General features: G+C 54.1%; 24 protein-coding genes. 16 read left to right on the forward strand and 8 right to left on the reverse strand.

The window, feature by feature from the left end:
- The first annotated feature begins 141 nt into the window (after positions 1-141).
- The 3 genes from caiD (at position 142) to WKR14_RS19200 (ending at position 2,548) form a co-directional block, all read left to right on the forward strand.
- A complete protein-coding gene (gene caiD, locus WKR14_RS19190; protein WP_165565801.1) occupies positions 142-927 on the forward strand; it encodes a crotonobetainyl-CoA hydratase in 786 nt (261 codons plus the stop codon).
- A gap of 64 nt (positions 928-991) precedes the next feature.
- Positions 992-1,582: a carnitine operon protein CaiE gene (caiE, locus tag WKR14_RS19195; RefSeq protein ID WP_234595201.1), complete on the forward strand. Its 591-nt coding sequence runs from the start codon at positions 992-994 to the stop codon at positions 1,580-1,582.
- A gap of 24 nt (positions 1,583-1,606) precedes the next feature.
- Positions 1,607-2,548, forward strand: coding sequence for an alpha/beta hydrolase (locus tag WKR14_RS19200; RefSeq protein WP_286996157.1), 942 nt, complete (start codon positions 1,607-1,609; stop codon positions 2,546-2,548).
- Positions 2,549-2,707: 159 nt separating this feature from the next.
- On the opposite strand, the gene WKR14_RS19205 is transcribed toward WKR14_RS19200, so the two are convergent.
- Positions 2,708-3,169 carry a TlpA family protein disulfide reductase gene (locus tag WKR14_RS19205; RefSeq protein WP_165565804.1) on the reverse strand — a complete coding sequence of 154 codons (462 nt, stop codon included), beginning with the start codon at positions 3,167-3,169 and terminating at the stop codon, positions 2,708-2,710.
- 2 nt (positions 3,170-3,171) lie between these two features.
- Positions 3,172-5,340: a TonB-dependent receptor plug domain-containing protein gene (locus tag WKR14_RS19210; protein ID WP_224867039.1), complete on the reverse strand. Its 2,169-nt coding sequence runs from the start codon at positions 5,338-5,340 to the stop codon at positions 3,172-3,174.
- Between the two features lie 266 nt (positions 5,341-5,606).
- Between WKR14_RS19210 and WKR14_RS19215 the strand changes: the two genes are divergently transcribed.
- Positions 5,607-6,944, forward strand: coding sequence for an IS4 family transposase (locus tag WKR14_RS19215; RefSeq protein ID WP_165564965.1), 1,338 nt, complete (start codon positions 5,607-5,609; stop codon positions 6,942-6,944).
- Between the two features lie 58 nt (positions 6,945-7,002).
- Here the strand turns inward: WKR14_RS19215 and yjjG are convergent, their stop codons facing one another.
- Positions 7,003-7,695, reverse strand: coding sequence for a pyrimidine 5'-nucleotidase (gene yjjG, locus WKR14_RS19220; RefSeq protein WP_226565297.1), 693 nt, complete (start codon positions 7,693-7,695; stop codon positions 7,003-7,005).
- A gap of 60 nt (positions 7,696-7,755) precedes the next feature.
- Positions 7,756-7,881, reverse strand: a complete 126-nt coding sequence (locus WKR14_RS19225) for a hypothetical protein (protein WP_264186480.1) — start codon at positions 7,879-7,881, stop codon at positions 7,756-7,758.
- Between the two features lie 117 nt (positions 7,882-7,998).
- Between WKR14_RS19225 and WKR14_RS19230 the strand changes: the two genes are divergently transcribed.
- On the forward strand, positions 7,999-8,769 hold the full coding sequence (locus tag WKR14_RS19230; protein ID WP_226565295.1) for an HNH endonuclease: 771 nt from the start codon (positions 7,999-8,001) through the stop codon (positions 8,767-8,769).
- Between the two features lie 41 nt (positions 8,770-8,810).
- Here the strand turns inward: WKR14_RS19230 and WKR14_RS19235 are convergent, their stop codons facing one another.
- From WKR14_RS19235 to WKR14_RS19245, 3 genes are all read right to left on the reverse strand, one after another.
- Positions 8,811-9,875, reverse strand: a complete 1,065-nt coding sequence (locus tag WKR14_RS19235) for an aminoglycoside phosphotransferase family protein (RefSeq protein ID WP_335922082.1) — start codon at positions 9,873-9,875, stop codon at positions 8,811-8,813.
- Positions 9,868-10,803 (reverse strand): NTP transferase domain-containing protein, encoded by a 936-nt coding sequence (locus tag WKR14_RS19240; RefSeq protein WP_224867048.1) that lies wholly within the window; start codon positions 10,801-10,803, stop codon positions 9,868-9,870. Before WKR14_RS19240 ends, WKR14_RS19235 begins: the two co-directional genes overlap by 8 nt.
- 111 nt (positions 10,804-10,914) lie before the next feature.
- Positions 10,915-12,204 carry a hypothetical protein gene (locus WKR14_RS19245; protein WP_335922081.1) on the reverse strand — a complete coding sequence of 430 codons (1,290 nt, stop codon included), beginning with the start codon at positions 12,202-12,204 and terminating at the stop codon, positions 10,915-10,917.
- A gap of 223 nt (positions 12,205-12,427) precedes the next feature.
- Between WKR14_RS19245 and gmk the strand changes: the two genes are divergently transcribed.
- The 7 genes from gmk to WKR14_RS19280 all read left to right on the forward strand — a co-directional run bounded on the left by gmk (position 12,428) and on the right by WKR14_RS19280 (position 19,597).
- On the forward strand, positions 12,428-13,051 hold the full coding sequence (gene gmk, locus WKR14_RS19250) for a guanylate kinase (RefSeq protein ID WP_039034660.1): 624 nt from the start codon (positions 12,428-12,430) through the stop codon (positions 13,049-13,051).
- Between the two features lie 59 nt (positions 13,052-13,110).
- Entirely contained in the window at positions 13,111-13,392 is a 282-nt protein-coding gene (gene rpoZ, locus WKR14_RS19255) for a DNA-directed RNA polymerase subunit omega (RefSeq protein ID WP_025010112.1), read from the forward strand.
- Positions 13,393-13,417: 25 nt separating this feature from the next.
- Positions 13,418-15,526: a bifunctional GTP diphosphokinase/guanosine-3',5'-bis pyrophosphate 3'-pyrophosphohydrolase gene (spoT, locus tag WKR14_RS19260; RefSeq protein WP_071238954.1), complete on the forward strand. Its 2,109-nt coding sequence runs from the start codon at positions 13,418-13,420 to the stop codon at positions 15,524-15,526.
- Positions 15,527-15,550: 24 nt separating this feature from the next.
- Positions 15,551-15,934 (forward strand): RidA family protein, encoded by a 384-nt coding sequence (locus WKR14_RS19265; RefSeq protein WP_165565813.1) that lies wholly within the window; start codon positions 15,551-15,553, stop codon positions 15,932-15,934.
- 57 nt (positions 15,935-15,991) lie between these two features.
- A complete protein-coding gene (trmH, locus tag WKR14_RS19270; protein ID WP_335922080.1) occupies positions 15,992-16,684 on the forward strand; it encodes a tRNA (guanosine(18)-2'-O)-methyltransferase TrmH in 693 nt (230 codons plus the stop codon).
- A 159-nt stretch (positions 16,685-16,843) separates the two neighbouring features.
- Positions 16,844-18,499, forward strand: coding sequence for an AMP-binding protein (locus WKR14_RS19275; protein WP_335922079.1), 1,656 nt, complete (start codon positions 16,844-16,846; stop codon positions 18,497-18,499).
- A 168-nt stretch (positions 18,500-18,667) separates the two neighbouring features.
- Entirely contained in the window at positions 18,668-19,597 is a 930-nt protein-coding gene (locus WKR14_RS19280) for a calcium/sodium antiporter (protein ID WP_039034664.1), read from the forward strand.
- A gap of 149 nt (positions 19,598-19,746) precedes the next feature.
- Here WKR14_RS19280 and WKR14_RS19285 read toward each other — a convergent pair whose 3' ends face one another.
- Complete coding sequence (locus tag WKR14_RS19285) at positions 19,747-20,268, reverse strand: DUF3332 domain-containing protein (RefSeq protein ID WP_101055337.1); 522 nt, start codon at positions 20,266-20,268, stop codon at positions 19,747-19,749.
- A gap of 594 nt (positions 20,269-20,862) precedes the next feature.
- Here WKR14_RS19285 and WKR14_RS19290 point away from each other — a divergent pair.
- The 4 genes from WKR14_RS19290 to WKR14_RS19305 all read left to right on the forward strand — a co-directional run bounded on the left by WKR14_RS19290 (position 20,863) and on the right by WKR14_RS19305 (position 22,815).
- Positions 20,863-21,330, forward strand: a complete 468-nt coding sequence (locus WKR14_RS19290; protein ID WP_101096596.1) for a hypothetical protein — start codon at positions 20,863-20,865, stop codon at positions 21,328-21,330.
- A 46-nt stretch (positions 21,331-21,376) separates the two neighbouring features.
- Positions 21,377-21,745 carry a nuclear transport factor 2 family protein gene (locus WKR14_RS19295; protein WP_101096595.1) on the forward strand — a complete coding sequence of 123 codons (369 nt, stop codon included), beginning with the start codon at positions 21,377-21,379 and terminating at the stop codon, positions 21,743-21,745.
- A 45-nt stretch (positions 21,746-21,790) separates the two neighbouring features.
- Positions 21,791-22,396 carry a hypothetical protein gene (locus WKR14_RS19300; protein WP_101096594.1) on the forward strand — a complete coding sequence of 202 codons (606 nt, stop codon included), beginning with the start codon at positions 21,791-21,793 and terminating at the stop codon, positions 22,394-22,396.
- 176 nt (positions 22,397-22,572) lie between these two features.
- Positions 22,573-22,815: a YrhK family protein gene (locus WKR14_RS19305; RefSeq protein WP_335922078.1), complete on the forward strand. Its 243-nt coding sequence runs from the start codon at positions 22,573-22,575 to the stop codon at positions 22,813-22,815.
- The last annotated feature ends 45 nt before the right edge of the window (positions 22,816-22,860 follow it).

The raw sequence follows: 22,860 nt of genomic DNA on the forward strand, positions 1-22,860 counted from the left end.
GTAAGTTGCTTATTACCAATAAATGTAATAGCTGGGTAATATCTGCTTAAGCCATAAATAATTGTGGCCTTAGGCTGGCGATAAGCGTTAACTGTATTTCGCACATACTCAGTGATATTTTAATCCAGATGGAGTATTAGCATGAACGAATCGTTACACATACGCCGCAATGGCCATATTCTGGAAATCACCCTGGATCGCCCCAAGGCCAACGCCATAGATGCCAAGACCAGTTTTGCCATGGGTGAAGCCTTTATCGCTTTCCGTGATGATCCGGAACTGCGGGTGGCAATTATCACAGGGGCCGGTGAGCGCTTCTTCTCTGCCGGCTGGGATCTGAAAGCCGCCGCCGAGGGCGAAGCCCCGGATGCCGACTTTGGTCCAGGCGGTTTTGCCGGTCTGACCGAGCTGTTCGATCTGGACAAGCCTGTTATCGCCGCCGTCAACGGTTATGCCTTCGGTGGTGGTTTCGAGCTGGCCCTGGCCGCCGACTTGATAGTCTGCAGCGACAACGCCAGCTTCGCCCTACCGGAAGCCAAACTGGGCATAGTACCGGACAGCGGCGGCATGCTACGCCTGCCCAAGCTGATCCCACCAGCGATTGTCAATGAGATGATGATGACAGGCCGCCGCATGGATGCCCAGGAAGCGCTGCGCTGGGGCATAGTCAACCGGGTAGTGGACAACAGCCAACTGATGGAAACCGCCCGTGAGTTGGCACAGGAGATCACCCAGAGTGCCCCTCTGGCCCTCGCCGCCCTGAAAGAGGTTTATCGCACCACCAGCGAAATGCCGGTGGAAGAAGCCTATCGCTTTATCCGCAGCGGCCAACTGAAACATTATCCTTCCGTATTGCATTCTGAAGACGCGCTGGAAGGGCCACAGGCCTTTGCCGAAAAACGCGATCCCGTCTGGAAAGGCAAATAATTTAAGGAAAGCACGCCAACCGGGACAAGGATGTCCCACCCCTGCAACCCACAGGATAAATACCATGACCTGTTATGCATTTGAAGGTCTGATCCCTGTTGTCGACCCCAGCGCCTTTGTTCACCCCAGTGCCGTACTGATAGGCGATGTGATAGTCGGCGCCAATGTCTACATCGGCCCTCACGCTTCCCTTCGCGGTGATTATGGTCGGCTGATCCTCAAGGCCGGCAGCAATCTGCAGGATGGCTGCATCATGCACGGCTATTGCGATCAAGACACCATAGTCGCCGAAGATGGCCATATCGGCCATGGCGCCGTGCTGCACGGCTGCATCATAGGCCGCAATGCCCTAATAGGCATGAACAGCGTGATCATGGATGGCGCCGAGATAGGGCCAGACAGCATAGTCGGCGCCATGAGCTTTATCAAAGTCGGTTTTCAGGGGCAACCGCGGCAGTTACTGGCAGGCTCTCCCGCCCGATATATCCGCGATGTCACAGAGCAGGATCTGCACTGGAAACGCCTCAATACCCGGGAATATCAGGCGCTGGTGCCGCGCTGCCACAACTCCCTTCGGGAAGTGAGGCCGCTGACACAAACCGAAGCCAACCGTCCCAGGCTCAAAGGGGTCACAGAGGTGACTTACAAGGCCTGATCCCTTGCTGAATGGAGTACCCGTATGCCACTCAATCCCCAGGTTGAAACCTTCCTGCAGCAAACCTATGCCGCAGGCTTTACGCCCTATGAAGATCTGGCGCCCGAGGCCGGTCGTCATCAGGAACACAGCGATATTCCCCCGGCCAGGCCACCGGAAGAGATGGCCGCCGTTGAACACAGGTTTATTCCCGGCCCTACCGCCGACCTGCCGGTTAGGATTTACCGCCCGAAACACAGCGAGCAACCCCAACCGGTGCTGATCTACTTTCACGGCAGCGGCTGGATGGTGTCCAACATAGAGATTAACGACCCTTTCAGCCGGGCACTGGCCAAGAGTTGCGGCGTGGTGGTGATTGCCGTCAACTATCAAAAGGCGCCGGAGCACAAGTTCCCCATCCCCATGGATGACTGTTACGCGGCAACCCTGTGGGTGTTCAAACACGCCGAGAGACTGGGACTGGATCCCAAGCGAATCGGTATCTTCGGCGACAGCGCCGGTGCCAATCTCGCCGCTGCGGTGGCATTGAGGTGCCGCGATGAAGACTCGGCGGATCTCGCCTGCCAGGTGCTGGTTTACCCGCCGGTGCAGTACGGCTGGCACACGGCCTCGGCCGAGAAATACGCCAGAGGTTTTTTGCTGCACAAGGACAGTATGAAGTACTACTGGAACCACTATCTACGCAGCCCGGCCGATGCCATTCACCCCTATTGCTCCCCTTTGCTGGCAACCGACCACAGTAAGCTGCCCACTACCTTGCTCTACTGCGCCGAATGCGATCCCCTGTGCGACGACAGCCGTCTGTACGCCGACAAGTTGGCGACTTCCGGCGTAGCCGTGCACTATCAGCGCTACCCGGGCACGATTCACGGCTTTATCAAGATGTTGGGAGTATTCGATCAGGCCGATGAATTCCAGCGCGATGTCGGCGCCCAAATAAGAGAACTGCTGGCGGTCAAGGATTAACAACCCAAGCGCCTGAGTTTGACAGCCCTGAAATAGGGCACTCAAACAGCCACCAAAAATCACCAACGCCATAGTTGAGGTTTTAAGATTGACAACAAAATGCCCGGCTCGATGCCGGGCATTTTTATCTCGATGGGGTCAGGTTTGAATTGTGCTCACTCAAGCCGCCGGGCAGAGCTGCGCTTGCAGTTCGGCTTCCCCGGTCAAACCACGATAGCCCTTAATCAGCTGGCCCTTGCTGTCCAGCAGCAACAAGATAGGGGTTGCAGGAATGCCGCCCATGTCCCTGACCAGCTCCATTGGCGCTCTATAAGCCTCAAACGGAAAGTTGAGGCGGAACAGCGCCCGTTTCAGGGCCAGTTGATTGCCATTGACGCCGAGCGCCACCGGCTGCAGATGACCATGGCACTGCTGATGTAACTTTTTCAGTACCGCCGCCTGCTTGATACACCAGGGGCATTCGGGCTCAAAGAACATCAGTACAGCACTCTGGCCCTCGAGATGCGCCAGCGTCTGTTGCTCTTGCCCGCGAAGGGGCTGGAACTGATAGTCGCGAGTCAGCTGTGAGGCCTGTAACGGCATGGCACTCAGCAGCAATAATCCCAGAGCCAGGCGCTTCATAATCAGAACACCAGTTTCATGCCGGCATAGATCTCTCTGCCACGCAGTGGACCATAGATGTAACCCACATCAAAGGCGCCTTCGGCGTCATAGAACAAGGGGCTTTCCTCGTCACCGGCCTGGGTGTAGTCAAACAGGTTGCTGACCCCGGTATAGAAGGACAGGTTGTCGTTGAACTGATAGCTGGCACGCAAGTCCAGAGTAAAGTAGGACGGCGCATCAGTACGTTTCTTCGAGTCGGGATCCACCTTACCGTTGGCATCCAGGCGGTTGTAACCTTCATAGCCATACTGCGACAGATCGCGGCTGCCAATCCACACCAGGTTGGCGAAAAACTCCCAGTCGTTGACGTCCCAATCCACGCTCAGGGTCACTCGCTCTTCGATAGGTGCCACGGCATAGGAAGACTTGAATACCGAGTCATAGTCGAAGTGCTCGCCGGTAAGGTTTACCGTCAGGTCATCAGTCAGACGATAACCCAGAGCGATGTCTGTGGTCACCACACTGGCCTTCTCATCCAACTGGGTCAGCAGCGGGATCCCTTGGTCGTTGGTGGTCAGCGCCGCCAGATGCTCGACTTCGGTCCAGGCCACGGAGGCGGTAGAGGTGAGTCTGTCACCTTCGTAGCTCAGGGCATAGTTCACCGAGTTGGAACGCTCCAGCTCGTCGATATCGATATCGAACCCCAATGAACCATCCAGAATGCCGTGATCAGTCTCGAAGAAAGACAGCGGCGCCCGATAGCCACGGCCGGCAGACAGACGCGAGGTCCACAGTTCATTGTGACGCAGGCGAATATCGACTCTGGGCGAGAGTATCGACTCGTCCAACTCTGTGCCCGGCTTACTGGGGTCGGTAAAGTCGGCAGTGATGCTGTCGTAACGCAGCGCCATGGCCACTTCGAGGTCATCTGTCACCTGCCAGGTATCCTGTAGGTACAGGCCCTTGACGTCATAGTCAAAAGAGTCGGACACATAGTCAGGGTTGGCGCTGCCGGCGCGGGAGTGAGAGCGCATCTCTTCGGTACGCAGATCAGCACCAAAGGTCAACAGATGGCTGTCATTAAGCAGATAGTTGAATCTGGCGTCGAAGAACCACATCTTGTCATCGGCGGTATAGTCAAACCCTTCGTAGAAGGAGTCCTGTTTGTGCTCGGCATAGCTTACCGCCAGGTGCATGTTCCAGTCGTCGTTGAATTCCTTCAGCCAGGCCAGCGATGCCTCGTTACGCTCTGTCTTGATCCATTCGGTAGTTTCCCAAGCCTTGCCGGTATAAGGATTACGGATATCACCATCTTCAAACAGCTGTTGCGGCTCACTGGGCTTATCATCAAAACCTGAGAGTACATTGCCTATGCTGGAAGCTGTGCCATCGGCAAAGCTACTGCCCAGCATGGGGCCACCGAAGATCTCCGACTGGATATTAGCCATGCGCAGCACCAGGTTGTCAAAGTCGCCGATATCCTGGGAAATTCTGGCGGTTACGCTGCGGTTTTCCTGCAGTGGCGCCTCGTTGACCTTGTTGTCATCGGCATCGAACTGATCTCTGTCGTCATACTGAGCCACCAGCGTTGCCCGGGTGCGGCCGTCTTCACTGACGCCCTTGCCGAGAAAGCCCACTTTGCGATAACCGTTTTCACCTGCGGCGACATCCAACTCGGCGCCGTTTTCGGTGGGCTCATAACTGATAATATTGATAGTACCGCCGATCGCCTCCGGGGCGATAAGTGAAGCACCGGCGCCGCGGGCCACTTCAATGCGTTCAATCCCGGTTGTGGGAATGGCATCGACGGCGTAATAACCGGAAATCATGGTATGCACCGGCAAACCATCCACCAGAATCGTGGTCTGCTCCCCTTTCATGCCGTTGAGCATGATGCGTTTTACACCGCACATGGAGCATTCGTTGGAGACTTTTACCCCGGGAGAGTTATCTATGGCTTCCGACAAATTAACGGCATTCTTGTTTTCTATGATGCTGGCGTCAACGACTTCCGTCTTCATTATAGTGTTGGCCAAGGTGCCGGCTTGCTCCAGCCGCTGCCTAACCCCTACCACACTCAAGCGTTCTATGTTTTCCGCTGCCGGCTCCTGCGTTTTTTCTGCTTCTGCCGCCATCAACTGCGGGCTCAACAGGGCCGCCAATACAACTGCCAGATAAGTCGGTTTCACTCAGATATCTCCCCAAATCAACAAAGTTGCGTAATATTATACGAATGATAATGATTATCACTTGATGAAGATCATGTTTTTTAACAGTCGTTTTAAAGGTGTATCTACACCCCTTAAAAGTAGTAACTGGCGGGCGGCGGTTTTATCAGCTACGCAGAAATGCGCAAGGCCCGCATAGTGGCGCAATGTAGATCAGATAAGGATCGGTTGACCGATCCTTCTGATGAGAGACAATCGGAAACCTGTTTGTAGGTTTCCGATTTTTTATGTCTATTCAAAACTGCTTTGCCGACTTTCTTGAAGAGAGTCCTGTTGATGTCGCTCAGCTAACCACCTTCTCCGAGCATATTCCTGACGAGTGGATTGCTAAAGCGGTAACACTTTCCGATAAAGCGACGATTCGTCGACGTCGCTTACCGAGTGATATGGTTCTTTGGCTTATTGTTGGAATGGCGTTTTTCCGCAACGAACCGATTGCCGAAGTTGCACGGCGAATGAATGTCTGTGCCGAGGGGTTGGCTAATGAGGAGCTGTTAGCAAAAAGTGCTTTAACGCAAGCAAGGCAACGCCTTGGCAAAGCAGCCCCAGAATGGTTGTTTAGGCAATGCAGCCATAGGTGGGGGTTAGAGCGTTACCCTGAGGATACATGGCAAGGTTTGCAAGTCTTTGCTGTGGATGGCGCGCTTTTTCGAACCGCTGACACACCGGAACTAAGAGACCATTTTGGGTCAGGTAATACATCCAGCGACAGACAGACGCCTCATCCAGTATTAAGGGTGGTGACCATGATGAATGTTCGCTCTCATGTCATTGTCGATGCCGCTATAAGCCCTTATCGTCGAGGCGAAATTCCTCTTGCTATGCCCTTTATTGACTCCTTACCGGATAATTCCGTGACCTTATTGGATAAGGGTTTTTATGGAGCAGGCTTACTTCTTTCTCTCCAAAATAGTGGTGCTAACAGACATTGGTTGTTACCGGCGAAGAAAGGGGTGAAATACACCCTGCTGGACGATGAAGAGAGTGACGACATGCGAGTCGAAATGAAAGTCTCTCCACAAGCACGCAAGAAAAATCCTAACCTACCTGAAACATGGCAAGTGAGAGCCGTGACTTATCAGGTACAAGGTAAGCCAAAAACCGTATTTACGTCTCTTCCCAGAGAGCAGTACGATGCGGGAGCAGTCGCGGCGCTTTACCACGAGCGATGGGAAATTGAATTAGGGTATCGAGACATAAAAAGTTCGATGCAACACAATGCGTTAGTGCTGAGGAGTAAGACAGTCGAACTTGTCTATCAAGAGTTATGGGGGCTGCTGCTTGGTTATAACTTGGTGAGACGAGAAGCGAGCCAAGCGGCAGTAGAGCATGGTCGAATGCCCAATGAAATCAGCTTTAAGTACGCTTGTCAGTTCATCGCAAGTCAGCTCAAAGTCATGAGCAAAGCGGTGTCACCAGGTAATACGCCGAAGCGTCTAAACAGTCTGCGAGGAGACTTGTCCATCCTCTTTATAGACAAACGCCCTAAGCCAAATCGGCCTAGGGCGGTAAAAATATCAAAGACCCGATACCCTGTTAATCACAAGGCAGCTCCGCTTAAGTGAACTACGTTGCGCATAGTGGCGGGCCTTCGATTTGACAATCTTGTAGTAGAAGCTGCGATCAATTACATAACTGCTTTTGCAGTTCACTCAATGAACGTACCTCGATATGAGGCTTAATCCCTTCGGGGGCCGCCTCGCCTTTCACATTGAGCCAACAGGTATCCAGACCGGCTTGAAGGCCACCAAGAATATCCGAGTGAGGGTTATCACCCACCATCAATACCCGCTTACGCTCGGGTTGCTGCATCTTGGTCAGCGCATGCTCGAAAATACCCGGATCCGGCTTGGCCAAGCCTACCTCTTCTGAAATCACCAACAGCTCAAAGTGTTCGGCAAAGCCGGTCTTTTGCAACCGCACCTGCTGCAACTCGGTAAAACCATTGGTGATAATTCCCAAGCGGGCACGGCCCTTGAGGCTATCAAGCAGCTCGGCAGCACCGGGAAGCGGCTCACAGATATCGGCCATTGCCGTCATAAAGGCACTGTTGAGTTCAAAAGGCGTGCGCCCGAGACGTTTGGCCCAATGGCTGAAACGGGTCAGTTGCAACTCGCTGGCGCTGATCTTGCCGTCCTGATAGGCCACCCACAGCGGCATATTGGTTTGCTGATACTCGGCATAGTCGGCATCGCTGAAATCCACCCCATGACGGGAGAACATCAGCTTGAGTCCCCGCGGCGCATCGAACTGAAACAGGGTTTCATCGGCATCGAACAATACCCACTGATAAACCTGACTGTTAGAGTACGGCATGCTTCTCTCCTGTTTCTCCATTCTTCTTTAAACCCAAAACCATAACCCGAAAACATAGTGTTATGCAGGACACAAGCTGCGAATTTTACGCTCTGGTGTCGGCGGCGTCCAACCCGCTGCCGCCAGGCGGTTTTGCACCTTGGTCGCCAGGCGCTGCAGTATCACACCGGCCAAGGTCAGCGTCATGATAGATTTTTTGCAGCAAAAGCGAATGCCTAGGTGGGAACACGAATAAATAACCGATAATTTTCCATTTGATTTAAAAGGAATAATATCCATACTGGCAGCACTCTAGGAGGGCTTATGGCAAATCAACGTAGGTGGGTTCGAGATGAACTACTGGTGGCTTTTTATCTTTATAGCCACACGCCCTTTGGCAGAATAAGCCAGCGTAATCCAGAAATAATCCAGATAGCCGAACTCATGCAAAGGTCAGCCTCATCGCTATCGATGAAAATGGCTAATATTGCCAGCTGTGACCCCAGCATCACCTCTACAGGTCGTAGCGGACTCCCTGGTGCTTCTAGAGCCGACAAAGCCATGTGGCAAGAGATGACCCAGGACTGGGAAACCTTCTATCTCAAAGCTTATGCTGCCCACCTGCAGTTAACACAATCCTCTGAGCCACAAAATGTAAAGTCCGCAGGGACTGACGATTTCCACGGTAGGGAAAGAGAGACGCTGACTAAGACCAGAGTCAGCCAACAAGTATTTAGAAGCTCGGTTTTGAGTGCCTATGATTTTCGCTGTTGCATAACAGGATTAGACATTCCAGAGTTACTGATTGCCAGCCATATAGTGCCTTGGAGCCAAGAGCCTAACCAACGTCTCAACCCCAGTAACGGCCTGTGTCTTTCCAGCTTGCATGACGCCGCTTTTGACAAAGGCTTGATCACCTTGAATTCCCATCTGGAGTTGCTGCTATCCCCTAAACTCCTGACGAAAAAAAATCGATATTTGAGTGACAGTTTTGAGCGCTTTGAAAATCAGCCGATTCGTCTACCAAACAAGTTTGCCCCGGCAGAAGAATATCTAGCCCTGCATCGCCAGCAGATTTTCCAGGCAATATCGTAAAGGAGACCTCTCACCGCCCCTTTTCAGAGACGGCGAGATGCTCAAACCAAGCACGCCTTTAGGGCCTCGCTCTGCTGCAATAAGCTGAGATAGAGGGTGAACTGGTTGGCGGCTCTGTCCAGGTTGTGACCTTCGCGATGGATATGAAAATACTTATCCCCCAACAGATAGTCGGTGAGGAAACGTACACCTATCATAAGACAGATCACCCGGGCACCCAGCCATAGACTCTGGCGCTCCAGTGGCGTCAACACCTCGCCCAGCTCTGCCAGGTAACCCCGACAGATGGCGGCAAACACTTCGGGCCTGACTCTGACCTTATCGAGTGCGGTGGAGTCTTCGGCCTCGGGCGAGCAGAAGGTGCGCACCATGTCGCCGAAGTCATACATCAGGAAACCCTTCATGCAGGTGTCGAGATCTATGATGGCCATGCTGGACATATCACGCTTGTCGAACAGCATGTTATTGATCTTGGTGTCGTTGTGGCAAATCCGCAGCGGCAAACCGGCACAGGTATCTTCAAGCTCCACAAGCAGCGATTGCTGGGACAAGGCCAACTCGGCCCACTGCCGACAGTGCTGCAGGCGCTCAAGCGGGTCCTCGGCAACCGCCTTGGAAAGTGCTTCGATTCTGCCTGGCAGATGATGAAACTTGGGGATCACATCTTCCAGTTCATGGGGGTCTACTTGGCTCAGGGCGCGGGCGAAATGGCCAAAGGCACGCGCCGCCTGTTCGGCCTCGGCCTCAGAGTGCACCACTTCGATGCTCTGACTGAAAGGCAGATAACTGATGGCGCGCCAGAACCCCTGTTCACCGAGATCCACCGCCAACTGCTGCTCGCGGGTCATCACAGGCCTTATCAGCTGCAGTTGATAGCCGCCTTGCGCAGCACACTGACTCAAATGCTCGCTGACCTTGGCTGCATTATTGACCAAGGCCTTGGGCGCACGGAATACCTGGGTGTTGATCTTTTGCAGCACAAGTTCATCATCGGTGCTGCGGATCAGAAAGGTGTCGTTGATATGACCATTACCCAGCGGGCTGATTTTGGCATTGTCAGGGATCCCGAAATGAGGCAGCACCTGCTGCCGAATAAGTTCAAGCACCCATTAACTCCTGTAATTGCTGTTTCACCCGGGCGGCATCCTGGGGATATGTCACTCCCAACCAGGCCTCGCGGGCGGTTTCCACCCTGACACTGCGGGTGGTAAGGATTTGCTGTTGTTGGCACGGCTCTGGATCTGGCTGCTCGATTGCATTTTGCACTATCGCAGGCAGATAACACTCGGCTTTAAGATCATCACCATGGGTTGCCAAAAAGCGTCTGAGCCCTTGTTCCAGTGCGGTAAATATATTCGCCGAAAAGCCCCAGCAGGTCATGGATACCAGGGCGTCGGCGGCTATCGGCCGGCGTTCGCCCTGAAGCTCTCCCTCAAGGCCATGGGTGCCTGGACGAATATCGAGCCACTCCTGCACCGAAGTCAGGTAACCCTTCCCATTGACCTCACACAGGCCACGATTCACCCCGCCATGCTCGGACAAGGTCAGTCCCAGCGGCCAGGCCACCATCATCCATTCATTGGGATATTGCCTAAGCCCTTCGGCCAACTGCACAAAGGCATGATCGCCATAATAATCATCTGCGGTGATCACTGCCATGGGGCCATCGACCAGATGCCTGGCACTCCAGAGGGCATGCGCCGTGCCCCAGGGTTTTTGCCTGTTACTGTGGCGCTTTGTGATATCCCCTGTCTGCCTTGCCGATACCGGCTGTGGCAGATCGTCCAGCGTCTGATAACAAAGATGCCACTCAAACCCGGAAGGCAGGAAGTCGCTTAACTGGCGACAGATCTCGCTTTCAAGCTCAGAACGGATAACCAGCACCGCACGGGCAAACCCGGCCTTGATGGCCGAGCGTAACGCCAATTGCAGCATGGTTTCCCCATTGGGCCCCAATGCCGCCAACTGTTTATCACCGCCAAAACGGCTTCCCAGCCCGGCGGCCATAATCACCAGAGTTAATTTTGTATCCATAAACTGTCGAATATGCCGCGAAGAAAGCCGAGCCGAAAGAAGCGAGGCAGTATAACAGAATCACAGCTCTGATGAATCAAAGCTGTGGTTAACCGTACGCCAATATACACCCTATTCAATAAACTGCCGAAAGGCCGGAACAGAACCCAATGCCGCCTGACTGCCCTTGAGGCTGAAGTCATAACCGCAGAGCTTAACCGAGCCCCGCCGCGCCATATCCTGAACAATCACCTGACTGTCCAGAGGGCTGAAGGCCGCTTCTACCTTGCCGTTATCGCCGATAACGACCGACATGGGACGGTAGCCAGTGCCATTGTTAAACACCAGCTCGGCGCAGCGGCGATCGCCCTTGGCGGTAGCCAGATCCCACAAGGGGCCTGGGGCGTCAGTATCGCCAAGCCAGCTCATACGCAGCAAGTCGCCATCAAGCGACAGGCTGAAGCTGTCCGGCAGGCGCACTGTCACCCTGTCGGAAGTTTCGGCCGCAATTTCAGTAGTCTCACGGCCTGATGCCTCATTAGGCTCAGCCTGAGGCCACAGCAGCCATATGATCAATCCCAAGCCAAGCAGCGCTGTGACCAGAGCGGCTATGGCAAAACCCTTACGCTGGGCGGCCGAAAAGCCGCCAAGCCGCTGCCAAAGTTGCATTACGGCATCGCGCCAGGAGAGCAGCAATACCGACAAGGAGCCAGTGCGGTCGATCTCATCATCAAACCCAGACTCAGCGCTATTGCCCTTATGCCGGGCTTGCTTATCTGTATGCCAACCAGGCTCTGTATTTATCTCGGAGGCATCGCCATCACTCGGCGCCGAGTCAAAATAACGGCTGCGGCCAGGTCCATAGGAGATGGCGTCATGACTGAGGTCATGGACGGCGTTATACTCAGCAGCGCCGCGCTCGGCAGCATACCCAGGCGCAAGTTCAGGTTCAAGAACTGAAGCGCCGCCCAGGGTTGGCTCGACCCGTCTTATCTTGTTTTTGCGCTCAGCGCTCAAAGGCACAGGGCCACAGTATCCCTGCACATAGTCTCGCTTGCTGCGGGCGCCGCGGCCGCGATTCCCTCCAGGCAACAGTGCCAAACCTGTATGCAGCGCCAAAGCCAGCACCAGGGCTCCTATCAGGTAACTGCCTTCCTGGCCGCTACCCAAGGTCAACAACAGAATAAGCCAAGGCAGCAGAGCTATCAGTGACAACCAGGGATTAAGGCCACCGTCACCCAGGCGACGACGACAACTGAGCAGTAATACCGGTGCCAGCAAAATCCCGGGTAACCAGATGAAACTACCGCCACCGGAAAGTAGCCCCAACACGAGTAGTAAAAAATAAACGGCGCCACTGATGGCCGCATGTCGCAGACCATTGTCGTAACCCTGAATACAGATGAGCGATTTATACAGCACAGAACCCCTTAAAAAATCGGCCGACTTATTGATGGCAGACTAACGAATTTGATGGCAATTGTCAGCGCCACTGGCATGGCAGCGTTGCCTGCCTATATAATAGCTGCCCTTAAGGAAGCTGCCTTGAACTCCTGTTCAATCCAGAATAACGGCAGACCAGAGTTCGTAGCTTCCCTCATTAATCACCGATTTTTTGCAACCAAAGACTTGGAACCCAAATATTATGAGCGCACGCGGAAACCTCTTTATTGTCTCGGCCCCCAGTGGAGCGGGCAAATCGTCACTGATTGCAGCCCTGCTGGCCAATAAACCGGCCGACAAACAAGTTTCCGTATCGCACACCACCCGCCAGCCCCGCCCGGGAGAGGTTAACGGCCAGCACTATCATTATGTGTCGGTGGAGGAGTTCAAGGCGCTGATTGCCGAAGAAGCCTTCTTCGAGTGGGCCGAAGTCTTCGGTAACTTTTATGGCACTTCCCGCAAGGTCATTGAAGAAACGCTTGAACGGGGCATAGATGTATTCCTGGATATCGACTGGCAGGGTGCCCAGCAAGTGAAGAAACTGATGCCCGAGGCCATCGGCATCTTTATTCTGCCACCGTCCCGCGAAGAGCTGGAGCGCCGTCTGACCGGTCGCGGTCAGGACAGCAGCGAAGTCATCGCCTCCCGCATGGCACAGGCAGTATCAGAAATGTCGCACTATAAAGAGTATGATTTCATCATAGTCAACGACGATTTTGAGACTGCACTGGGGGATCTGAGCGCAATCATTCGCTCACAACGCCTGACTCGTGCTAGTCAAATTAATACTCACAATGATATGCTTAAGGGTCTGTTGGCAGATTAATTGCCTTCGTGTACAATTTTGCGTCATTTTTTCCATTCAAATCACTGGAGTTTCAACACATGGCTCGCGTTACTGTAGAAGACGCCGTTAAACAAATCGGCAACCGTTTTGATATGATCATGGTTGCGGCGCGTCGTGCCCGTCAGATCGCCGTCCAGGGTAAAGATCCTTTGGTTGAAGAGCAAAACGACAAACCCACTGTTATCGCACTGCGCGAAATCGAACAGGGACTGGTTAACTCAGCGACTCTGGATGCCGATGAGCGTCAGAGCGTACGTGAGCGCGAAGCAGCTGAAATTGCTGCCGTGGCAGCGATTGCAGAAGGTAACTCTTCACTCTAAGGCATATTCTTAGGAGAACAGCCACTTGTATCTGTTTGAAGGTCTCAAGGAGTCTGCCGCCAGTTATCTGGAGCCGGAGCAGGTAGAATTACTCAAGCAGGCCTATCAGGTGGCGCGTGATGCCCATGAAGGGCAGATGCGCACCAGTGGCGAACCCTATATTACCCATCCGGTTGCGGTTGCCCGCATCCTGGCCGAAATGCGTCTCGACCATGAGACGCTGATGGCCGCCCTGCTGCACGACACCATAGAAGACACCCAAGTTACCCATCAGGATCTGGCCGAACTGTTCGGCACCTCGGTGGCGGAACTGGTGGAAGGTGTCTCCAAGCTCGACAAGATCAAATTCCGCGACAAGAAAGAGGCCCAGGCGGAAAACTTCCGCAAGATGATGATGGCCATGACCCAGGATATCCGGGTGATCCTCATCAAACTGGCCGACCGCACCCACAATATGCGCACCCTGGGCGCCCTGCGGCCGGACAAACGTCGCCGCATTGCCCGCGAAACCCTGGAAATTTACGCCCCCATCGCCAACCGTCTGGGTATTCACAATATCAAGACAGAGTTGGAAGATCTCGGCTTTCAGGCCTATTACCCCATGCGCTATCGGGTACTCAAAGAGGTGGTTCGTGCCGCCCGCGGTAACCGCAAGGAACTGATCCAGAGCATAGAAACCGCCATTCGTACCCGCCTGGAAGATGTGGGTATCAAGGGTAAGGTCAAGGGCAGGGAAAAGAACCTCTATTCCATCTACAACAAGATGCGCAGCAAAGAGCTGCAATTCCAGGAAGTGATGGATATCTATGCCTTCCGCCTGATAGTGGACTCCATAGACACCTGTTATCGGGTGCTCGGAGTGATGCACGGCCTCTACAAGCCGCGCCCGGGCAGATTTAAAGACTATATCGCCATTCCCAAGGCCAACGGCTATCAGTCGTTGCATACCTCGCTGTTTGGTCCCCATGCGGTACCGGTGGAAATTCAGATCCGTACCGAAGACATGGACCAGATGGCCGATAAAGGGGTTGCGGCACACTGGATGTACAAGAGTGGCCAGACCGGCGCCTCGGGTACCACTACCCAGCTGCGCGCCCGCAAATGGATGCAAAGCCTGCTGGAACTGCAGCAGAGTGCTTCCACCTCGTTTGAATTTGTTGAAAACGTCAAGACAGAGCTGTTCCCGGAAGAGATCTATGTATTCACTCCCGAGGGCCGCATTCTGGAACTGCCGGTAGGCGCCACCGCGGTGGACTTCGCCTATGAGGTGCACACAGATGTGGGCAACACCTGTGTCGGCGCCCGGGTCAACCGCCAGGCCTACCCCCTGAGTCAGCCACTGATTTCCGGGCAAACGGTCGAGATCATCACCGCCAAGGGCGCCCGCCCCAACGCCGCCTGGCTCAACTTCGTGGTTACCGGCAAGGCCCGCGCCAAAATCCGTCAGGTGCTCAAGAGCCTCAAGCAGGACGAAGCCAGCACCCTGGGTAGGCGTCTGCTGAACCATGCTCTGGGCGAAACCAAGCTGGAACAGATAGATCCGGCTCAGATAGACAAGGTAGTCAAAGACACCAAACACGCCGATCTGCAATCACTGCTGGCCGACATAGGTCTTGGCAATGCCATGAGCATAGTCATAGCCCAACGCCTCAAGGGCGACAAGATAGAGCCGCAGAAGCAGCATGATGAGCACAAGCTGATGCCGATCCGCGGCGCCGAAGGCATGTTGGTTACCTTCGCCAACTGCTGCCGCCCCATTCCTGGGGATGCCGTGATTGCTCACGTGAGCCCGGGCAAGGGCCTGGTGGTGCACATGGAAAACTGCGCCAATATCCGCGGCTATCAGGGCGAGCCGGACAAGTATATTCCGGTGCAATGGGATGCCGTCGATGGGGTCGAATTCCAGGCCAACCTGAGGGTCGAAATCGTCAACCATCAGGGCGCGTTGGCGAAGATCACCAATATCATTGCCGCCGAAGGCTCCAATATTCACAATCTCAGCACCGAAGAGCGCGATGGCCGCGTCTATCTGATCAACCTGCGCATCTCGGTTCGCGACCGGATCCACATGGCAAATGTTATGCGCCGAATCAGGGTACTGCCCGAGGTTCTGCGTACATCCCGTAACCGTTGATAACAGAAAAAAAGAGAGAGTGTTATGGCAGAGAAGACCATCATAGCAACAGACAAGGCTCCCGCCGCTATCGGCACCTACTCCCAGGCAGTCAAAGTGGGCAGCACAGTCTACCTATCCGGGCAGATCCCGCTGGACCCAGCCACCATGGCACTGGCCGGTGACGACTTTGAAACCCAGGTTGTACGGGTATTCGACAACCTCAAGGCCGTCTGTGAAGCCGCCGGCGGTTCCATGGCCGATATCGTCAAACTGAATATCTATATGCTGGATCTGGGCAACTTTGCTACGGTCAACGAAATCATGAGCCGTTACTTTAACCAGCCTTACCCGGCCCGCGCCGCCATCGGCGTGAAAGAGCTGCCAAAGGGTTCTTTGGTCGAGATGGACGGTGTGATGGAACTCTGAGTTCCCTCTCCAATACAGGGCGCTACGGCGCCCTTTTTCATATAGGATCCCCCGCCAATGAGCCCCGAACGCTTCGCTCGCATCAACCAAATGCTGGATATGCGCCAGCCGGATCTGAGCCTGATCCTGGACAGAGTCCACAAGAGCAACAATATTTCCGCCGCGCTGCGCAGTGCCGATGCTGTGGGTATCCACGAAATTCATGCAGTCTGGCCCGATGCCGATATGCGCCTGTCCGGTAATACTGCCTCCGGCAGTCAGCAGTGGGTCAAAACCATTAAACACTATGACTTTGCCTCGGCAGCCAAGGCCTGCAAGGCGCGCGGGATGCAGCTGGTCGCCACCCATTTCGGCCCTCAGTCCCGTGACTTTAGGGAGCTGGATTACCGCCGCCCCACCGCCTTTATTGTCGGCAATGAACGTGATGGTATCAGCGCCGAAGCCCTGGCCGCCGCCGACGAGCAGGTGGTGATCCCCATGGTCGGCATGGTGCAATCCCTCAATGTCTCGGTGGCGTCGGCGCTGCTATTGTATGAGGCGCAGCGTCAGCGGCAGGAGGCCGGGCTCTATGGCGCCCGCAAGCTGGACAATGCCTATTGCCAGACCATGTTGTTTGAGCAAGGCCACCCCATTTATGCCAAAGCCTGTCGGCGCAAAGGCATTCCCTACCCGGCCATAGACGCGCAGGGCCAGATAGTCGCCGCTGCCGACTGGTGGCAACGGATGCGAGAACCCGTCCAGGAACTGTGAAGCATTTCAAACAACCGATTAAATATTGCACCAGATCACAATTGTCGCCATACTGGTTTGGCCACTGCATAGCGAAACTAACAGATAATCAGATCGTTGCAGCCGCCGTGGGGGAAGCTGCAGCTACGCAGATAACAAGAACAGTAAAGGGGACACCCCATGGAAGCATCATTCAAGAGCCCAGTGGAAATGCTCGACCACTGGGTAGAGACTCAAGGCGATGAGATCTATCTCAGGCAGCCGATCAACGGCCAATATCAGGATCTGACCTGGCGTCAGGTACAGGCCAAGGTGCAACAACTCTGCGGCGGCCTGCGTCACTTGGGGCTGCAACCCGGCGACAAAATAGCCGTGCTGTCGAAAAACTGCGCCGAGTGGTTCATTACCGACCTGGCGCTGATGTACGGCGGCTATATCAGTGTGCCCATCTACCCCACGGCCAATGCCGATACCATACGCTACGTGCTGGAACACAGTGGCTGTAAGGCCATCATGCTGGGGAAGCTGGATCACTGGGCCGATCAGGAAGCCGGTGTCGGCGGTGATATTCTGCGCCTGGCGATGCCTTATGACACCATGCCGGCTCAATATCAATGGCAGCAGCTGTTGAATCTCGGTACACCTCTGGTGGATGCCCCTTATCCCGAGGCCGAGCAGGTGATGACGCTGATCTACACCTCAGGTTCCACCGGCAAGCCCAAGGGCGCCATCCAAACCTTCGGCAGCTACGGCTGGACCTGTAATGCCGTGGTGCGCGATCTCAAGACAGATGGAAAAGACAGACTGTTGTCCTACCTGCCGCTGGCCCATATCACAGAACGGGTGGCGATAGAGGGTTCCTCCTTCTATTCCGGCTCCTGCGTTGCCTTTGTCGAAAGCCTCGACAGCTTTGTTGCCGATGTGCAGCGAATGCGGCCAACCGTGTTCTTCTCGGTACCTCGGCTGTGGACCCTGTTCCAGAAGAACATTATCGATAAGGTCGGCTACGCCAGGCTCAATCTGCTGCTGAAGATCCCCCTCATCAGCCATCTGGTCAAACGCAAGATCCATAAAGGACTGGGGCTGGACAAGTGTCGTTTGCTCGGTTCAGGTTCGGCGCCCATTCCTCCGTCACTGGTGGAGTGGTATCACAGCATAGGTTTGGATATCTGCGAAGCCTGGGGCATGACGGAAAACTGCGCCTACTCAATCATCAACTTCCCCTTCGATGCCAGTAAGATAGGCACAGTCGGCAAGCCGGTGATCGGCTGCGAAGTCAAGCAGGCGGCCAATGGCGAACTGCTGGTGAAGAGCCCGGGATTGATGCGTGAATATTACAAGGCGCCGGAAGCCACAGCCGCCGCCTTCGATGAAGAGGGCTTCTTCCTCACCGGCGATCTCTGCGCCATAGATGCCGATGGTTGCGTCAGCATCACAGGCCGGGTCAAGGATAACTTCAAGACCGCCAAGGGCAAGTATGTGGCGCCAGTGCCAATTGAACGTAAGCTGGCGCAGGATCCCCATGTGGAGCTTATCTGTGTCATCGGCCTGGGACTGCCTCACCCTGTGGCTTTGGTGCAACTCTCTGAAGGGGCGGCGCTGCAAGCCAGAGAAGAGGTGCGCGCCTCGCTCAAGGCCACTGTGGATGCGGTTAACCCCAACCTGGAATCCCATGAAACCGTGGAAGCTGTTTTGGTGGTCAAGGAGCCCTGGACCATAGAAAACGATGTGCTGACTCCGACGCTGAAAATCAAGCGCCATGTGTTGGAGAACAGATACGCCAGCCGGATGGAAGACATCCGTGGCGCCAAGGTCGTCTGGGAAGACGAAATCTAAAGCCCTCATCCTGGTTTATCTGATCATCCCGGCTCCGGCCGGGATTTTTATGACATATTCTGTCAAAAAGGGGTTGCCTTCGGGAGGAAAAACCTTATGCTGGCAGCCCAAACACATTCATCGGTGCCGTTCTGCATGGCACCTTACTGACAGGAAAAGCGGTTTTCAATGTTGATTGCACTCTCTATTCTCGGCGGCTTCTTAATTTTGACTCTGGGAGCCGAAGCCTTGGTTCGCGGCGCCAGCGTCATCGCCCTGCGCCTGGGAATCGCCCCGCTGGTGATCGGCCTGACTATCGTCGCCTTCGGCACCAGCGCGCCCGAGCTGGCAGTGAGCGTTAAGTCAGCACTGGCCGGTAGCCCGGGCATTGCCCTGGGTAACGTAGTGGGCTCCAATATCGCCAATATCGGTCTGATCCTGGCGCTGACCGCACTGATCCGCCCGATAGGCGTTCAGACACAGATGGTAAGACGCGACATTCCGCTGATGATAGGCGCCTCTATTCTGATGTGGCTGCTGGTACTCGACGGTGAACTGAGCCTGATTGATGGCGCCGTGCTGACCAGCTTACTGGTAGGCTATCTGCTGCTCAGCTATTTCAGCAGCAAGGGCGAAGATACAGATGAACCTATTGAAGGCCCCAAAAACCCTCTGCTGTCGCTGCTGTTTATCATCGCCGGTATCGGCATGTTGGTGGGCGGCGGCATACTGTTTGTCGATGGTGCGGTCGAGTTGGCCCGTACCTTCGGCATCAGCGAAGTAGTGATCGGCCTGACCATTATTGCCATAGGCACCAGCATGCCGGAATTGGTGACCTCGATTCTGGCCGCACTCAAGGGCCAGAGCGATATCGCCATAGGGAATGTGGTTGGCTCCAACCTGTTCAACCTGCTGGGGATCCTCGGGGTCACGGCCCTGGTGCACCCCATCAGCTCTGCCGGCTTCAGCAGCCTGGACTTCAGCGTGATGCTAACCCTGGCATTGTTGGTGTTGCCCTTTGCCTGGAGCGGATTTCGTATCGGTCGTCGCGAAGGCGCCATATTATTGCTAGGTTACTGCGGCTATATGGGCTATCTGGTTACCCACGCCAGCGCCTGAATCTGAGTACGCCACTGACAATTGAATGCTTCTGAAAAGCTTTGTTGCCAAGCCGCAGTAGCATAAAAAATCCCGGGTTTTGACACCAAAAATGAATAATCAAAACCCGGGATATCATCAAGTTAAGGGGCAAAGCAGCCCAAGAGCGCTCAGGAGCGAGCCGCTACATAACTTTCCATTTCAGCTATGCTGACACTGGCAATGAATTGCTGATCCAGATAAAAGTCCACCATCTCCCCCTGCTTGCGCCCCAGCATTACCTGCTCGGAGCCATCTTCATAGCTCAATGTCATCGCCAGGGTATTGTCATCTATGGCTGAGATGCTGGCACGGCTCAGTTTGACCGGGGCAGTGGTCAGATCCTTATCCAGTTTATGATTGATCTTGAAAACGGCATCGGCCGGCATATCCACCAAAGCCGGAGACTTGCCGGTAATAGGGTTCTTGCCTGTCCAAAACTCAATACTGTTGAAAATAAACAGATCGGCGGCGGCAGTAATACCATAGACAGGCGCCAGCAGCACGTACAAACCGGCGCGGCCGTAACGGTTATCCACCGCACTCAAATTGCCTTTGGTCAACATGCCTGAAAGCCCCATCTGCCCCATACAACCCGCCAGTTGCGAGCAGAGCAACAGAGTGACTCCCAGACCGACTTTACTCAACTTCATCAATATCTCCCCAAATAGAGTTTACGCATATGTTATTGGCGCGCGGATTCTACTCAGGTTAATCAATTTAACTATGCAGGGGCTCACAACTTGAGGTTAGTTTTTTGGAGAGTAAGTTACCCGGCTGTTAGATGTTTTTCACTGGGGAAAAATCAGTAAGGCACTGGTTGTAAAGGCGTTCAAACAAACACAACTCCCTTACCTTGTGCAGTGACCTGTATCCTGAGCTCCCGGGCCTCAGTCGCAGGGGTTTAGGAAACCAAGGCCGACTATCAATCGCTGTTGCCAAAACAGGCAAAAACCGGTTCCCTTCTGCGAATATCGGGAGTGAAGCGCTGTCCCATCCTAAAATGGGTTAGCTTTTTAGCGTCAACACGCCCGATAAATTTCACTGTTATATTTCCATTAATGCCGGTTCACTTGAATTTATTAAGCCAAAGTCGCTCGGTCCGAAAGCGTGGCATCTCGGGGTTCACCGCTGAGGCTAAAAGCTTTACCATGACTCGGCGACCAGCAAAGGCTTGTTATCCGAAGGCTGTTGTTTGGACGAGAAGAATCAGGGATCCGGTTAGTCTAAGTTAAGGAGAATAATCAATGCGTTGCAGACATTGCGGCTCAGACAGTATCAGACATTTCAAAGCCATTCATGCCGAAGGAACAACAGAAGTTTCAGTCCGCGCTTCGGCCAAACCCGTGTGGAACAACCAACCCTTCTCAGTGCATGGAAAACAAAAACTCAAGGGTAGCGCCCAACTGCAAACCGAACTGGCCAAGCGCTGCTCGCCGCCATCTGCCCCTCAGCCCTTGGTGCTATTTCTGGCGGCTTTCCCCGGACTACTCTTGGGCGGCTACCTAGGGTTTCAGGCAGGCAGCAACTGGAGCAGTTTTTGGCTGGGAGTGCTGTGCTTTTTTGTCTCCTGCTTTACTCTGATCCTGAGCGCCGATTGGCTGTGGAAGAACTACTTGGGAGGGCGAAAGTCGATGCAGCAATACCAGGCGGCGCTGAATCAATGGCAGAACTCCTGGTACTGTGGCAAGTGTGCCAAAGTCAGTATTTTTTAAACCTTCTTGCCTCTTTGCCGTCACTCATCAGGCCTTGGGAATAACCATGAATCACATCTCAGACATTCAGCAACTGGAAAGCCAACTGCGTAGCGCCATGTTGAATTCGGATATCAATTTGCTGGATAGACTGTTGTCGCCTCAACTGATATTCACCAATCACCTGGGGCAAGTGCTCGGCAAAGCAGAGGATCTGCATGCCCACAGCTTAGGCCTGCTCAATATCACTCGGATAGACACCCTGGCCGAAGAGATACGGCTGCATCAGGAGACTGCGATAGTATCGGCAGAGGTGAATATTCAGGGCAGCTATGCCAAAACGCCGACCAACGGCCGTTTTCGCTTTACCCGGGTTTGGCTGCACAGGACAAGCGGCTGGCAACTGATAGCGGCTCACTCGAACCTGCTGGCTTAAGCACTGGGTTTTACGACAAATTACTGATTTCATGGTGACCATTTTATGACCAAAAACCCACAGCAGGCCAGGCTCTGCCAATATCAGCAGCATATGCTGATGACAGAGCTCAAAGCCGAGCCGGGCAAATTGAAACTCATCTGGCGCAGCAGGCAAACGCAACTGAAATACGCGCTTTGGGGACTACTGGCGATGCTTGCCGGAATGCTGGGAGTACTGGTGTTGGACCCCGCCAGACAGGACACTTGGTTTACGGCTGCCATCATAGCCATAGTGCTGGGGCTCAGCGGCATCATCATGGGCCTGAACCTCTACCGCCTGCTCAAACCCGTTACCCTGGATCTGCAACAGGGCTGCTTCTTCCGAGGCAGAAAAAGCAAGCCGCTCAGTCAACTCTGCCGCATAGAGGTGCAACGCAATACCCATAACGAAAGATCCAGAAGTCACATGCTTGAACACCTGACTGACGAAGAGCTCATAAGTGTCAGCGTGGTACTCTGTTTTGCTGAGCGTGAGCGACTCGGTTTTGGCCTGTTCAAACCCCAAAAGCAGGCCACAGACAAGGCCAGAGCCTACGCACAAACACTCGCCGAACTGATAGGCTTTAACGGTGAAATAACCGTTAGCCAGGGTTCAGGCCTGGGCCGTTAAGTTACGCTACTCTTTTGCCAAGCCTGCCGAATCCAAGATGCAAGTTGTTAACTTAATCTTATGGTTATGTAGATATATTTATTCTCATTAAAACAAATAATTAGGGAATTAGATTTGCACTCGGAGGATGGCAGCGTTAAGGTATCGCGGCAAATCATAACTACCAAGAAGGAACCATGATCGACAGTAAGCAGCGATATTTTGCCGAGCAAGATATCAAAGCCCCCGCCACCCCTCTTCCCAAACACGCCTTGTTCAATACCCTAAGCGACCTGATAGTCGCGCTCTGTTTTCTACTGGGCAGCTTCTTTTTTCTCACCGATGTTCACACCCTTATCGGCGCCTGGCTGTTTGTCATCGGCAGTGTTCAGCTACTGATAAAGCCCCTGTTCACCCTGCTCAACTGGCGGCGCCGGTAGAATAATCCGCCCCTAGGGCTTTTGCCGTACCTTCATCACATCCCA

Source organism: Shewanella chilikensis (assembly GCF_037953065.1).
GTDB lineage: Bacteria > Pseudomonadota > Gammaproteobacteria > Enterobacterales > Shewanellaceae > Shewanella > Shewanella chilikensis.